The sequence below is a fragment of the Micromonospora sp. NPDC047134 genome (assembly GCF_040643455.1).
GTDB lineage: Bacteria > Actinomycetota > Actinomycetes > Mycobacteriales > Micromonosporaceae > Micromonospora.
In genome coordinates, this window is sequence record NZ_JBEYUI010000021.1 from 35,544 (window position 1) to 49,211 (window position 13,668).

A 13,668-nucleotide genomic window follows, 5' to 3' on the forward strand; every position below is an offset into this window, starting at 1 on the left:
GGCCGCCGGTACCCACCGGCGATCACGGCTGGGCATTCAACGTTCGGCTCACTGCCTCGGCCACCGCTTCGCCGTATGTCAGGGCGAGGTCGCGGCACAGGGTAGAGGCCGTCAGGGCGTACTCTTGGCCGCCCGGTTCGGTGATCGCGTACGCCGCGAGCTGGCACCCCAACGCCGCGGCCGTCTGGCTTGGCAGTCCACGCACGACGCCCGCGGCAAATCCGGCCCGGAACGCGTCCCCGCCACCGGTCGGGTCAACCACCCCCGCCACCGAGGCGGCCGGAACGTGTGCCTGAGCGCCGGCTGCCCGTATCAGCACACCGTCAGCGCCGCGGGTCGTCACCACCACGCCGCCCATCCCGTCGAGGTCGGCCTCCTCGATGTCCAGCTTGGTTCTCAGGAGTTCGTATTCGTACTCATTGGTGATCAGGTAGGCCGCCCCGGTCAGGAACTCGGCGATGTCCGTGCCGCTCATGGTGGCGAGTTGCTGCGAGGGATCGGCGATGAACGGGACGCCCCGGTCGCGGCAGGCACTGGCGTGGCGGCGCATGGCGACTGGGTCGTCCGGGCCGACGAGGACTAGGGCGACCGGGGCAGCGCCGAGCACCGCGCGGAGATCGATCGCGGCCGCCTCGGTCATCGCGCCAGGGTAGAAGGAGGCGATCTGGCACAGATCATCGTCGGTGGTACAGACGAACCGGGCTGTGTACGCGCTCTCACTGACCAGCACTGAGCCGCAGTCCACGCCGTGCCGTTCCAGCCACTGGCGGTAGTCGGCGAAGTCCGGGCCAACCGCGCCGACCAGTTCGGGGCGCAGGCCGAGCAGGCCCAATCCGTACGCGATATTGGCGGCCACCCCGCCGCGCCGTACGGTCAGCTCGTCGACGAGGAAGGAGAGTGACACCGTGTGGAGTTGGTCCGCGATGAGCTGGTCGGCGAAGCGACCCGGGAAGCTCATCAGGTGATCGGTGGCGATGGAGCCGGTCACGACGACGCGGGACACGGCGGTCATCCGGCCGCGTTCTTGAGGTCCTGGGCGCGGTCGGTGTTCTCCCACAGCAGCTCCGGCAGTTCGCGGCCGAAGTGGCCGTACGCCGCGGTCTGCTGATAGATCGGACGCAGCAGGTCCAGATCCCGGATGATCGCCGCCGGACGCAGATCGAACACCTCGTGGATGGCCTTCTCGATCCGCTCCACCGGTACGTGCTCCGTACCGAACGTCTCCACGAACAACGACACCGGGTGCGCCTTACCGATCGCATACGCAACCTGCGTTTCACACCGCTCCGCCAACCCCGCCGCGACCACGTTCTTCGCCACCCAACGCATCGCGTACGCCGCTGAGCGGTCGACCTTCGAGGGGTCCTTGCCGGAGAAGGCGCCACCGCCGTGCCGGGCGTACCCGCCGTAGGTGTCGACGATGATCTTCCGCCCGGTCAGGCCGGCATCACCCATCGGGCCACCGATCTCGAAACGACCGGTCGGGTTGACCAGCAGCCGGTAGTCCGCAGTGTCGAGATTCAGACCTTCCAGCACCGGATGGATCACGTAGTCGCGCACGTCGGGAGTCAGCAGCGCCTCAAGTGAGACACCAGCGGCGTGCTGCGAGGACACCACCACCGTGTCGAGCCGCACGGGCCGCAGCCCGTCGTACTCGATGGTGACCTGGGTCTTGCCGTCCGGCCGCAGGTACGGAATCGTGCCGTCCTTACGCGCGGTCGACAGCCTCCAGGCCAGCCGGTGCGCCAGCGCGATCGGCAACGGCATCAGCTCCGGGGTCTCCGAGCAGGCGAAGCCGAACATCATGCCCTGGTCGCCGGCACCCTGGGCGTCGAGCGCATGCTCGGAGTTGCCCTCGCGCAGCTCGACCGCATTGTCCACGCCCTGGGCGATGTCGGGCGACTGCGAGCCGATCGAGACGCTGACGCCGCACGAGACGCCGTCGAAGCCCTTCTTGGACGAGTCGTAACCGATGGCCAGGATCGTCTCGCGCACGATGCTCGGAATGTCCGCGTACGCCTTGGTGGTCACCTCACCGGCCACGTGAACCTGGCCGGTCGTGATCAGGGTCTCCACCGCGACGCGGCTACGGGGGTCCTGCGCCAGCAGGGCGTCGAGAATGCCATCGCTGATCTGGTCGGCGATCTTGTCCGGGTGGCCTTCCGTGACCGACTCGGAGGTGAACAGACGTCCCATGGCTTCTCCTCGCTTCAGTCCTGCAGGCATCATCACTCGCACCGCTCGAGCAACGATGGAGCCCCAGGGGCGCCCGGTAGCGGACGTCGAGCGGTCTTCTAGGACCGCTCTTTAGCGTTCGGGACGATCCGCGACGTCGTTACCGAGACGGCCGTGTGCCGGTGCCTGCTGGCCGCGACCACCACCGCAGGGGGCCTGGCATGGAGATTCTGTACACCGCCGAAGCCACCGCGACCGGGGCCGGCAGGGAAGGCGAGGTCCGCACCTCGGACGGCGTCCTGCACGAGCGGCTGGAACTCCCGGTGAGGATGGGCGGCTCTGGTGGGCTGGCCGTCAATCCCGAGCAGCTCTTCGCCGCGGGATACGCGGCCTGCTTCCACAACGCGGTGCTCTGGTCCGCTCGCTCGGAGCGTATAGAGCCGTACGGCTCCTCGGTGACCGCCCGGGTCGGCATCGGCCGTCAGGGGCCAGGCTTCGGCCTGACCGTCGCCCTCCGAGTCGATCTGCCGGGCGTAGCCCGTGCCGTGGCGGAACGGATCGTCGCCTCCGCGCACCGTGGTTGCCCCTACTCCCGCGCGATCCAGGGCAACGTCGACGTCGACCTCGTCCTCATCGAGCACGACCACCAATCACTGTGACAGCCAAGAATCGGGTACGCCTGTGAACGAAGTGACACGCCGCGGGTTCCTCAGCGCCTCAGCGGCGGCCGGTGGGATGGCTGTCGGTGGGTTATGGCAGCCCGGGTCGGCTGCGGCCGGCGGGTGCGCGCCGTCGTTCGGGCCGGTGACGGTCCGGACCCGGGACCCGCGATACCAGGAGCTGACGACCCGTGCGTACAACGGACGCTTCGTGGGCCGCCCGGACGAGGTTCGCCTGGTCGGCTCGGCCGATCAGATCGTGCGGGCCGTCACCGACGCCGTACGGACCGGGAAACGTCTGGCGGTCCGCAGTGGCGGGCACTGCTTCGAGAACATCCCGGACGCCCCGGACGTTCGGATGGTCATCGATCTGTCGGAGATGAACGAGGTCTCGTTCGACCCCGTGCGGCGGGCGTTCGTCGTCGAAGCGGGCGCGACCCTGGGCCAGATCTACCGGAAGCTGTTCCTCGGCTGGGGGGTGACTCTGCCCGGGGGGACCTGCCCGACCGTGGGCGCGGGAGGCCACGTTGTCGGCGGCGGTTACGGCGCCCTGTCACACCGGTACGGCTCCGTCGTAGACCACCTCTACGCCGTCGAGGTGGTCGTGGTCGACCGCTCGGGCCAGGCGCGGAAAGTGGTGGCGACGCGCGAACCGGACGACCCGCACCGCGATCTGTGGTGGGCTCACACCGGTGGCGGTGGCGGTAACTTCGGCATCGTCAGCCGCTACTGGTTCCGTTCGCCGCAGGCGCGGGGCAGTGATCCCGCACGCCTGCTGCCGAAGCCTCCGGTGACCCTGCGCCAGGCCAGCGTCTCGTGGCAGTGGGCGGACATCGACGAGGCGGCGTTCGCCCGGCTCATTCACAACTACACGACCTGGCATCGCGAGCATCCCGGCGCGGACCTGCACGCCGGGCTGAGCCTCCTGCACAGGGCAGCGGGCGAGATCCGGCTGGATGTCCAGCTCGATGAGGAGCAGCCGGGCGCCGAGCAGCTGATGGCCGGGTACATCGCCGCCATCGGCGCGGGGGTGCCCGCGACCCCGGCCACACAGGTCTTCACGTGGCCTTGGCTGCGGGCCACCACCTCGCTTTATCCGGGGCTCAGCGGGTACCGGATCAAGTCGAAGTCGGCGCTGCTGCGCCGGCCCTGGACAGACCAGCAGATCGCTGTGGTGCACCGGTACCTGCAGCAGGGCGGCGCCGAGCACTACCCTTCCGGCGCCTACCTCAGCACCTTCGGAGGGCAGATCAACGCGGTGCCGGCGAACGCCACCGCGATGGTCCATCGCGACGCGGCGTTCAGCTCGTTCTTCGAGACTGCCTGGTCGCTGCCGGAGGAGGACGAGCACCACCTCTCCTGGATCCGCGGCCTCTACCGCGACGTACACGCCGACACGGGTGGGGTGCCGGTCCCGGGCCCGGCCTACAGCGGAACGTTCGTCAACTACCTGGACGCGGACCTCGCGGATCCGGTCTGGAACACCTCCGGCACTCCTTGGCACGCGCTCTACTACCGCGAAAACTACCCGCGCCTGCAGCAGGTGAAGGCACGGTGGGATCCCCGCGGCGTCTTCCGGCACCTGCTGTCCGTCCGGCCGGCATGACGCGGCCTCAATCACTCAGCGAGGGACCTTCCATGGCCAGTGACACCACGCTCTATCTCGATCTCTTGAAGAAGGTCCTGACCAACGTCATCTACCGAGACGCCGCGCAGGAGGCCTCCTGGTTCTACCAGGGCCCCGGGTACCACGAGCACAGTCGGGTCAACGGCGAGGACTGGCCGTCCGTGGCGCACACCATGATCGGGCTCAAGCGGCTGGACAACCTCCAGTCCTGCATCGAACGGGTGCTGGCCGACGGCGTCGCCGGCGACCTGATCGAGACCGGGGTGTGGCGCGGCGGCGCCTCCATCTTCGCGCGTGCGGTGCTGCACGCTCACGAGGTCAAGGATCGCCGGGTGTGGGTGGCCGACTCCTTCGAGGGCATGCCGGTCACCGATGAGAGCAGCCATCCCGACGACCGCGACCTAGCGCTGCATCAGTACAACAGCCAGCTCGCCGTCTCGCTCGACGAGGTAAAGCGCAACTTCGAGAGTTACGGGCTGCTCGACGAGCAGGTCGTGTTCCTGAAGGGCTGGTTCCGCGACACCCTGCCGACGGCGCCGATCGACCAACTCGCGGTGCTGAGGCTCGACGGCGACCTGTACGAGTCCACCCGGGACACCCTGGTGAACCTATACCCGAAGCTGTCGCCCGGCGGCTTCGTCATCATCGACGACTACGTCATCCCCGCCTGCCGGCTCGCGACGACGGAGTTCCGCGACCAGCACGGCATCACCGCCGAGCTGGTGACCATCGACGACAGCAGCGTGTACTGGCGCCGGGAAAGCTGAGACACCGGCGGCTCCGGCCGTGGTCGTCCGGATCGAAGAGCCGCACGTGCACGGCGCCGTTGCCCATCGACGCCTTCAGCCCGCCCGGCGTCCCCTCAACACTCCTCCGCATCGGGGCCACCATCACCCATCTGGCCTGTGGCTTCGCGGTCAGCGTCACGACAGCATGGCGGTACGTCCGGCCATCCTCGTCCTGCACCACGTTCAGAGCGACTGAAGCCCACGATAAAAAGGGGCTCATTCTTCGCCAGCGGAACGTGCATGGAAAATTGGTCCTCTCCGACGCTTGACAGAACGCAAGGAATGCTGTCAAGCGTTCGATCACTCCGCAGGTCAGACGAGGAGCGAGCAACTGCCTTCGCTATTGACGCAGACATACCGTGAATAGCGAGAGATCATGAAGACCGGGACAGGTCGCGACGCTACCGACCCGGTTCCGACGCGAGCGTTGCCGGACGTCCGCCACACGATCGGCCGCCCACCGAGCGAACGTGCGTCCGGGTCGACCGGTTACCGCGCGTACCGCCGCGAATAAGGTCCGCGGTGATCTCCGGCCACCCTCGCGCAACATGTTCGCCCGCAGCTGTGCCGGGCAGTTCCTCGATCCGGTCTGCCTGCCGATGGCGTCACCCATCGCCCGGACCTGGTTCCGCTGGACCGCCTTCTCCACCGTGACGTACGGCCGGCCCGACAACGACAGCACCCCGGCCCTCTTCGCCAGGTCGGCGACCTCCTCGGTGACGGCGCACAACTCGGGCTGCGGATCGGCCACGGGTGTGCGGATCGCAGGCGTCGAGGAGGTGGCCCCGCGCATGGCTTCAGCGACGCGAAAGCGTGCCACGAACTTAAGAACCGGACACGACCACCGCATTTGACAAATCAGCGTTCATGCTGTCAGCGATTTGCACCCCAGAAGCAGTCAGCCGACCTACATGAACGCGATATCCACTCCGCATTAGAAGAACGGGTATCATTGCCACGACTCCCGTATATTTGGTAGCGTTTCTCCGCATCGACACCAACCCTGATGGGGATGCTTGCTGTGTTTCGCCTGGAGGGAGCGCCCGAGCGGACTGAACCATCGACATCGGCACCAGCGGCGGTGATCAGGGCGGCAGGTTGATCGGGACGGGCACTTCGGAGCAGATCACGACCGGCCGAAGCCACACGGCCACTACCTAAGTACCGCGCTCACCCGCTGATGCGGGCGGCGAGCACATTATTCCGAGATCCTGGGAGGAATTGTGACGATTCTAGTGACCGGCGCCACCGGCAACGTCGGCAAGGAGGTGGTCAAGCACCTCCTTGCGGCCGGGGCTCAGGTCCGCGCGCTGACCCGCGATCCGGACAAGGCTTCGTTCCCGCCGGAAGTCGAAGTCGTACAAGGTGATCTGTTGGAGCCGGAAACCATCCGGCCGGCGTTGGCCGGTGTCACGGCAATGCACCTGTTCGCCGTGCCGGAGACTGCGGCACAGGTCGTCGAGTTGGCGAAACAAGCCGGTGTCCGGCGGATCGTGGTGCTGTCCTCGGACGCTGTGACCGACAAGCACGATGACGGGTACCACCTGGTCGTCGAGAAGGCGGTGGAGAACTCCGGCCTGGAATGGACTCACGTGCGGCCTGGCGAGTTCGCGTTGAACAAGCGTGACAGCTGGTCGGAGCCGATCCGCCAGGGCCACGTCCGGCTGGCCTTCCCGGACGCCAAGGGCATGCCGGTACACGAGACCGACATCGGCGCGGTGGCCGCGGCGGCGCTGGTAAACGACGGTCACGCCGGCAAGATCTACCGGCCGACCGCGCCCGAGGCCACCACCCAACGCGAGCAGGTCATGGCGATCGCCAACGCCGTCGGCAAAGAAGTCACGATCGAGGTGATCACCCCCGAGCAGGAGAAGGAGGAGATGCTGCAGGTCGGCTGGCCGGTCGAGGTGATCGACTACCTTCACTCGTACTTCAAGACGTGGACGGATCACCCGCCTGAGGCGCGGCCGGACGTGGCCGAGGCGACCGGCAAGCGGGCGCACACACTCGCCGAGTGGGCTGCTGACCACGCCGACGACTTCAGGTAGGACAGCCTCGGTTATCGGGCCAGGTTCTCGAGTGTGTTGACCAGTTCCGCCATGGACGGCCGCTGCCGGCTCTCGGTCCGCAGTACGGCGGCACTCTCCCGGTAGCCGGCCACGTTCACCAGTCCCTCGACCATTGTCAGGAGGACGTCCCGCTCGGCCTCGTCGCCGGGCAGGTGGACGGCCGCTCCCGTGGCAGCCAGCCGGGATCCGGTCGTCGCCTGCTCGGTGGCGAAGGTGACCGCCAGTTGCGGCACGCCGGCCGCGACGGCTGTCATCGCGCTGCCAGATCCGCCATGGTGCACGACTGCGGCACAGCTCGGCAGCAGGGCGTGCAGCGGAAGGCGTTGGGCCACCCGCACATTGGATGGCGTCGCGCCGACCGTGGCCGCGTCCTGGGCGGTGGCCGTGACGACGACGTCGAAGCCGGTGCCGGCGAGCGCGTCGACCAGGTTCGGCAGCAGGTGGGTCGCCGGGCCGCAGACCGTGGACAACGCGGTCGACCACGTGATGCACACTCGAGGAGCGGGCGGCGGCTCCAGCAACCACGCCGGGGCCATCGCACTCCCGTTGTAGGGCACGAACCGTACGGGCAGGCGCTTGGCCCGAGTCGGCGGTTCGAGCGATGACGGGCACGGGTCGATAACGTACTCGATCATATCCGGCCCGAAGTCGACACCGTAACGCTCGAACGAGCCACTGAAGTCGGCCGGCAGCGGACGGACGTGCGCGGGCTCCTCGGTGCCGATCGGCCCCCACAGGCAGACGGCTGCGGGAATGTCGAGCACCCGGCCGATGAGTAGGGCCTCCAGGCTGGCGGGGTCCTGCAGCACGACGTCGGGACGCCACCGGCGTGCGTAGTCGACAGCAGCGTCGAAGCTGAGTGCCGTCCGCCTCGCCAACTCCGGCTCGACACGCCGCCGGTAGTCCGCGACGTCGAAGCCGGCGAGGCTGTCCAGCGGCTCGCCGGTGAGTGGGTGCAGCGGCAACCACGGATAGCGCCACGGTCCGTCGACCGCCTCCTGGTAGTGCTGGAGCCGATTGCGTACCTCGACGGTCATTCCGTCGAGAACAGGGACCGGGGTGAGCCCTGCTCTGCACAGCGGATCCACCTGGGACTGTGCGCACAAGACTCGAACGTCGTGCCCGAGCGCCTGCAGGGCCCAGCCGATCGGAACCATCGCTGCATACTGAGTGGGCCACGACGATACCGCAAAAAGCACGCGCATCGATTGCTCACATTCCTGGTAGGTCAGTACGTCCTCTTACCCCAAGGCTCTTCGCTGCGTCGGCCAGTGCGGACCGGTCGAGATCACCCGGCCCCGGGCGGCCCGGCAACAGCGACACCACCGTGCTGCGGCCGGCCCGTACCGCCGGATGACGTCTGGCCAGCTGAGCCAGTCCCTGGCCGGGTCCGGTCTCCACGAGGACGACGTCGCGTTCGGCCAGCATCGCGTTCAGCGCGGGCCAGAACCAGATCGCTGCGGCCGGTTGGCGGGCCCAGTAGTTCGGGTCGGCCACGTCCTCATGCGTCAACGGAACCGCTGTGTAACAGGAATAGAGGGTGATCCGCGGCGGGGAGACCGGCAACTTGGCGATCGCTTCGGCCGCTCCCGCGGTGGCCGGCTCGAGCACCGGACTGTGGAACGGACTGAGCGAAGGAACCCGTCGACACGTGAAGTTCTGCGCCACCAGGGACTTCTCCACCAACGCGAGTGCCGGGTCCGGGCCGGCGAGCACGATCTGCCTCGGCGCGTTGACAGCACCGATGACGACGTCGCCGTCGAGGAAGGCCGTGACGTCCTCCCGCCGCGCAGCGACAGCGAGCATGCCGCCCGGCGGGCCGTCGGCCAGCCGGTGTATCCGGTCGAGCACGAGCCGGACCGCGTCACTCAGGCTGAACACGCCGGCCAGCGTGGCCCCGGCCACTTCACCGATGCTGTGCCCCAACAACGCTTCCGGCCGTAGACCCCAGTCGAGTACGACCTGCCCCAACGCGTAGTCGATAGCGAACAACAGGGGCTGTGAGCGGGTGACGTGGTCGAGGTCGACGAGTGGGTGCGGCGCGAGCCAGTCGGCCAGCAGGCGGGCGCCTTCCTCTCCCATCTCGGCGAACACCTCGTCCATAGCCGCGGTGAACACCGGGTCAGTCCGATACAGGCCGGTGGCCATGCCGGCGTGCTGGGATCCCTGGCCTGGCAACAACAACGCGATCGGTCGGCCCATCGGCCTCCTTCCCTTCCTCACCCGGCCCACGCCGGGCGGTCGAGTACCTCGACCACTGCGCACGAGAAGCTGTACCCGGCACCGACGCTCACCAGCATGCACGTGTGGCCCGTATCGAGCACGCCGCTGGTCACCAGATGGTCGAGGCCGGCGATAGGGTCGCCCGCGCCGAGGTGGCCGACAGCACGACTCCACGGCCAGGTGGTCCTCGCTGGGTCGATGCCGAAACTGCTGAAGAACGCTACCTTCAGCCGCCTGCGACCCACGTGCGGCAACACGATCCGGTCGATGTCGCCGAGTTCGAGATCTGCGGCGGCCAGGGCTTGCTTGATCACGCGTTCCTGAGCGGAACTCACCAACGAGACCGCGTAGGACACGCTGGTCCTGGCGAGAAAGGCACGCTTGCACACCTCGTAGTCGACCTGTGGCCGGTGCTCGAACGGCGTTCGCCCGAAGGGGTCGTCACCGCGGTTCATACCTTCCAGCTCCGGCACGGACAGGGTGACCAGGCTGCGTAGCCGCGCGAACCCGCCACGGCGGGACAGCACCAACGCCGTTCCGCCATCGGCGTACACGGTGCCGGGATCGCTGTGCCAGCGGTCGAAACCGGGCTGGCAGAACTTATCTCCCGTGGTGATCAGGGCCGAGGAGCGCCCAGGATCGACGGCGAGGTAGGCGGAAGCCAGCTCCATCGCGGCCATCCCGCCGTTGGACATTTGGCGGACCTCCATGGCCGGGCAGTTGTTCCCCACCGCCTCCCGTTGCACGTAGGATGCTGGCGCCCACAGATCGTGGCCCTGGTAGAAAAAGCTGGCGTGCAATACCAGGTCGATGTCGGCGGCCGTTGAGCGGGCACGGGCCAACGCCGTCCTAGCCGCGCGGACGGCCATCTCCGGCGCGGACTCCTCGCCGGCCACCGCGACCGAGACCACGTCGGTGACCCGAGCCAGCGCTGCATCGAACCTGCCGGCGGCGACCACCTGCCCGGTGGGCACCCTCGGCGGCAACCACGTCCCCGTGCTGTCGATGTAGGGGAGTTCCACCGTCAGCTGCGGCCGACTTGCTGAACCGCGGCCACGAACTGGTTGAGCGTGCGCACCTCGGACAGTGCGTCGTCGGACAGTTCGACGCGGTACGTGCGCTTCACGATTGCGGCGGCCTCCATCAGTGCCAGGGAGTCGTACCCGAGGAGTTGGAGGTCCACATCCCCGATGTCGTCGCCGACGTCGACCGACGCCTCCTCGCCAGCGCATTCACGCATGATTTCGATCATTTCGGACAACGTGAGCTCGCTCATCCGTCTTCCCTTCTCCGGTTGCTGACGACCAGTGCGCTATTGAACCCCCCGTGCCCCCTGGCGAGTACTAGTGCGGCCGAGCCGGCGAACGGCCTCGGTCTTTCCCCGAGGACGACGTCGATGTCGTAGCAAGGTGTGACTCTCGTGGTCGGCGGGATGACTCCGTCACGCAGCGCCAGCAACGCCAGCACGACGTCGAGTGGGGCACCGCCGGAGTAGAGGCGACCGATCATGGTCTTGGGCGCGGTCACCGGCACGCCGTGTGGACCGAACATCTCGACGAGCACCTCCGCCTCGACACGGTCGAGCGGGGCGACGCCAGCCGCGTCGGCGAAAACCACCGCGATGTCGGCGGTGTCCAGCCCAGCGTCATCGAGCGCGACCTCGATCGCACGCCGGAGGTTGGGCGGCCGCCCAGAACCCGGCCGAGGGTCGAAGGTTGAGCCGTAGCCGGCTATCTCACCGTATATCCGCGCGTCACGCGCCCGTGCCCGCCGCTCGTCCTCGACCACGAGGATCGCTCCACCCTCACCCGGCACCTGTCCGTTGGCGTCCTTGTCGAACGGGAGGTACACACGGGCCGGCTCCTCCCGCGTGGACAGCTGGCCGCCGGCAACCTGAGCGGTCAGGCCGTACGGGCACAGCGTGGAGTCCATGCCACCGGTGAGCACCAGCGGGGTCCCGCTGCGGACCACCCGCCTGGCGTGGGCGATGGCGACGAGGCCACCCGCCTGTTCCGCCACGAACACCCCGGTGGGACCACGCATGTCGTGCCGGATAGAGATCTGACCGGTGTTGACCGCGTAGAACCACGCGAAGGACAAGTAGGCACTCACGTGGTCCGGCCCGTCACGCCACAGGTTCTGCAGCTCGCGCTGGCCGAGTTCGAGGCCGCCTGCCGCGCTGGCCGTGATCACCCCCATCTCCAGCGGGGACAACCGTGTGGTGTCGACGGCGGAGTCGGCGATCGCCCAGTCGGCGGCGGCGAGGGCGAACTGAGTCATCCGGTCGGTCTGCGGGATCAGCCTGCTCGGAATGTGCTTGCTCACGTCGAAGTCGAGTACCTCACCAGCCAGCTTGCTGGGATACGAGCCGGGGTCGAAGCGCCTGAACGGCCGGATCGCGTCCTCGCCACGCAGGGTCGCCGACCAGAAGGCTTCCGTGCCGAGCCCGTTGGGTGCCACGACCCCCAAACCGGTGACCACCGCTGCGGTCATCGAACTCTCGCATCCGTCAGCACCATCGCGCTCTGGAACCCGCCGAACCCGCTGGCCACCGTCAGCACGGTGGCCAGGTCCTGTTCGCGGCTGACCAACGGCACGTAGTCCAGGTCCAGCTCGGGGTCGGGATGGTGCAGGTTGGCGGTCGGCGGCACCACGCCGTGCTCGATCGCCAGCGCGCACGCGGCCACCTCGATCGCACCGACGGCGCCGAGCGAGTGGCCGATCACCGACTTGATCGAGCTCACCGGCACGGCATAAGCGTGCTCGCCGAGGCTGCGTTTGAAGGCAGCGGTTTCGTGCACGTCGTTCTGCCGGGTGGCCGTACCGTGCGCGTTGACGTAGTCGACGGCGGTCGGGTCGAGTTTGGCTCTGTCCAGCGCCGAGGTGATCGCGGCCGCCATCTCTCGCCCGTCCGGGCGCAGGCCGGTCATGTGGTGAGCGTTCCCGTGACAGGCGTAACCGCTGACCTCGCCGTAGACGTGTGCGCCACGTGCGCGCGCGTGCTCGAGCTCCTCCAGCACGAGGACGGCAGCCCCTTCGCCGAGCACGAACCCGTTGCGGGTCCGGTCGAATGGACGCGAGGCACTCCCCGCGTCGTCGTTGCGTGGCGACGTCGCCTTGATCGCGTCGAAACAGGCGACTGTGATGGGGGTGATCGGCGCCTCCGCACCGCCGGTGACCATGACGTCGACCGTGCCCTCCCGGATCAGCTGCCAGGCGTAACCGACGGCGTCGACTCCGGACGTGCACCCCGCCGAGACGATCGAGTTGGGCCCTTCCGCACCGACCAGCCACGCGACCTCGGCCGCCAGCGAGCTGGGGACGTAGTAGTCGTAGAGGTTGGGTGACGCGCGGCGGTGGTCGACCAACCACTGCCTTCCTTCGTCGCTGACCGCGCGATACTCCTGCTCTAGGCGCTGCGAACAGCCCACCGCGTTGCCGATGCTTACCCCGACCCGGTGCGCGTTGTCTGGCACGCACTCGAAGTTGCTGTCCGCCAGTGCCTCCCTGGTCGCGACGACAGCCAACTGGCCCACTCGGTCCAGCCGCTCGATGTCGTCCTCGGTGAGGCCTTCCTTACGCGGGTCGAAGTCACACTCTGCCGCGACCCTCGAGCGGAACGGCGTGGAGTCGAACGCCGTGATCAGCCTGGTCGCAGGCACACCGGACACGATGCGCTCCCACATCGCCTTTGTCCCGACATCGCCGGGGGCGACAACACCTATCCCGGTGATGGCGACACGACGTTCTCCCATGGCTGGCTCCCAGATCGTGCGCATCGATTGCTGAACTCACGATGGGCCGTCGCTCTAGAAATGGGCTAGAGGGATAACCGGACATCTGGTCGCCCTTGACCGTGGTCTGCGGTGATCGTGTCCGGCACGGTCCGGAAACCGTTGAAGTGCCGCTGTCAGAGCGTCTCTGGAGCGGACCCCGGTTGCTTTCCGAGCACGCCGGCCGACCATCTGGAAAGCCGATACTCACCGGCTAACGGAGGTAGCTGTGACCCGGGTGGCAGATCTCTCTGCATGTGGTGTCCCCGGAGGCGCTCTCCCCCGCGCTTCTACTCCACTGGTACCGCATCCGCATGACCGTCAGTAGGAACGGTTCGCGACCGGTCTGGGCCA

Annotated in this window: 13 protein-coding genes; 5 read left to right on the forward strand and 8 right to left on the reverse strand. The window is 67.9% G+C overall.

The window, feature by feature from the left end:
- Positions 1–22: 22 nt before the first annotated feature.
- Positions 23–1,012: a carbohydrate kinase family protein gene (locus ABZ795_RS22680; RefSeq protein WP_327026562.1), complete on the reverse strand. Its 990-nt coding sequence runs from the start codon at positions 1,010–1,012 to the stop codon at positions 23–25.
- The gene (gene metK / locus ABZ795_RS22685) at positions 1,009–2,196 is read right to left on the reverse strand and encodes a methionine adenosyltransferase (protein ID WP_327026563.1); all 1,188 of its coding nucleotides are present in this window, start codon (positions 2,194–2,196) and stop codon (positions 1,009–1,011) included. The genes ABZ795_RS22680 and metK overlap by 4 nt, the downstream gene beginning before the upstream one ends.
- 200 nt (positions 2,197–2,396) lie before the next feature.
- Between metK and ABZ795_RS22690 the strand changes: the two genes are divergently transcribed.
- The 5 genes from ABZ795_RS22690 (at position 2,397) to ABZ795_RS22710 (ending at position 7,297) form a co-directional block, all read left to right on the forward strand.
- On the forward strand, positions 2,397–2,834 hold the full coding sequence (locus ABZ795_RS22690; protein WP_357531787.1) for an organic hydroperoxide resistance protein: 438 nt from the start codon (positions 2,397–2,399) through the stop codon (positions 2,832–2,834).
- A gap of 31 nt (positions 2,835–2,865) precedes the next feature.
- Positions 2,866–4,440, forward strand: a complete 1,575-nt coding sequence (locus ABZ795_RS22695; RefSeq protein WP_327027154.1) for an FAD-binding protein — start codon at positions 2,866–2,868, stop codon at positions 4,438–4,440.
- A 32-nt stretch (positions 4,441–4,472) separates the two neighbouring features.
- Positions 4,473–5,228: a TylF/MycF family methyltransferase gene (locus ABZ795_RS22700; RefSeq protein ID WP_357531788.1), complete on the forward strand. Its 756-nt coding sequence runs from the start codon at positions 4,473–4,475 to the stop codon at positions 5,226–5,228.
- Positions 5,229–5,797: 569 nt separating this feature from the next.
- Positions 5,798–6,103, forward strand: a complete 306-nt coding sequence (locus tag ABZ795_RS22705) for a hypothetical protein (protein WP_327026566.1) — start codon at positions 5,798–5,800, stop codon at positions 6,101–6,103.
- Between the two features lie 369 nt (positions 6,104–6,472).
- A complete protein-coding gene (locus tag ABZ795_RS22710; protein ID WP_357531789.1) occupies positions 6,473–7,297 on the forward strand; it encodes an NAD(P)H-binding protein in 825 nt (274 codons plus the stop codon).
- Between the two features lie 11 nt (positions 7,298–7,308).
- Here the strand turns inward: ABZ795_RS22710 and ABZ795_RS22715 are convergent, their stop codons facing one another.
- The 6 genes from ABZ795_RS22715 to ABZ795_RS22740 all read right to left on the reverse strand — a co-directional run bounded on the left by ABZ795_RS22715 (position 7,309) and on the right by ABZ795_RS22740 (position 13,296).
- A complete protein-coding gene (locus ABZ795_RS22715) occupies positions 7,309–8,355 on the reverse strand; it encodes a nucleotide disphospho-sugar-binding domain-containing protein (RefSeq protein ID WP_357531790.1) in 1,047 nt (348 codons plus the stop codon).
- A 175-nt stretch (positions 8,356–8,530) separates the two neighbouring features.
- Positions 8,531–9,520 (reverse strand): acyltransferase domain-containing protein, encoded by a 990-nt coding sequence (locus tag ABZ795_RS22720; protein WP_357531791.1) that lies wholly within the window; start codon positions 9,518–9,520, stop codon positions 8,531–8,533.
- Positions 9,521–9,537: 17 nt separating this feature from the next.
- Complete coding sequence (locus ABZ795_RS22725) at positions 9,538–10,563, reverse strand: ketoacyl-ACP synthase III family protein (protein ID WP_327026570.1); 1,026 nt, start codon at positions 10,561–10,563, stop codon at positions 9,538–9,540.
- A 2-nt stretch (positions 10,564–10,565) separates the two neighbouring features.
- Positions 10,566–10,817 carry a phosphopantetheine-binding protein gene (locus ABZ795_RS22730; protein WP_327026571.1) on the reverse strand — a complete coding sequence of 84 codons (252 nt, stop codon included), beginning with the start codon at positions 10,815–10,817 and terminating at the stop codon, positions 10,566–10,568.
- Positions 10,814–12,034 carry a ketosynthase chain-length factor gene (locus ABZ795_RS22735; protein ID WP_327026572.1) on the reverse strand — a complete coding sequence of 407 codons (1,221 nt, stop codon included), beginning with the start codon at positions 12,032–12,034 and terminating at the stop codon, positions 10,814–10,816. The genes ABZ795_RS22730 and ABZ795_RS22735 overlap by 4 nt, the downstream gene beginning before the upstream one ends.
- Entirely contained in the window at positions 12,031–13,296 is a 1,266-nt protein-coding gene (locus ABZ795_RS22740) for a beta-ketoacyl-[acyl-carrier-protein] synthase family protein (protein ID WP_327026573.1), read from the reverse strand. The genes ABZ795_RS22735 and ABZ795_RS22740 overlap by 4 nt, the downstream gene beginning before the upstream one ends.
- Between the last annotated feature and the right edge of the window lie 372 nt (positions 13,297–13,668).

What these genes read in the sequence shown, in the direction of transcription:
- ABZ795_RS22680 (WP_327026562.1), bottom strand. Translation starts at nt 1,012, where the DNA reads ATGACCGCCGTGTCCCGCGTCGTCGTGACCGGCTCCATCGCCACCGAT.
- metK (WP_327026563.1), bottom strand. Translation starts at nt 2,196, where the DNA reads ATGGGACGTCTGTTCACCTCCGAGTCGGTCACGGAAGGCCACCCGGAC.
- ABZ795_RS22690 (WP_357531787.1), top strand. Translation starts at nt 2,397, where the DNA reads ATGGAGATTCTGTACACCGCCGAAGCCACCGCGACCGGGGCCGGCAGG.
- ABZ795_RS22700 (WP_357531788.1), top strand. Translation starts at nt 4,473, where the DNA reads ATGGCCAGTGACACCACGCTCTATCTCGATCTCTTGAAGAAGGTCCTG.
- ABZ795_RS22705 (WP_327026566.1), top strand. Translation starts at nt 5,798, where the DNA reads ATGTTCGCCCGCAGCTGTGCCGGGCAGTTCCTCGATCCGGTCTGCCTG.
- ABZ795_RS22715 (WP_357531790.1), bottom strand. Translation starts at nt 8,355, where the DNA reads ATGACCGTCGAGGTACGCAATCGGCTCCAGCACTACCAGGAGGCGGTC.
- ABZ795_RS22720 (WP_357531791.1), bottom strand. Translation starts at nt 9,520, where the DNA reads ATGGGCCGACCGATCGCGTTGTTGTTGCCAGGCCAGGGATCCCAGCAC.
- ABZ795_RS22730 (WP_327026571.1), bottom strand. Translation starts at nt 10,817, where the DNA reads ATGAGCGAGCTCACGTTGTCCGAAATGATCGAAATCATGCGTGAATGC.
- ABZ795_RS22735 (WP_327026572.1), bottom strand. Translation starts at nt 12,034, where the DNA reads ATGACCGCAGCGGTGGTCACCGGTTTGGGGGTCGTGGCACCCAACGGG.
- ABZ795_RS22740 (WP_327026573.1), bottom strand. Translation starts at nt 13,296, where the DNA reads ATGGGAGAACGTCGTGTCGCCATCACCGGGATAGGTGTTGTCGCCCCC.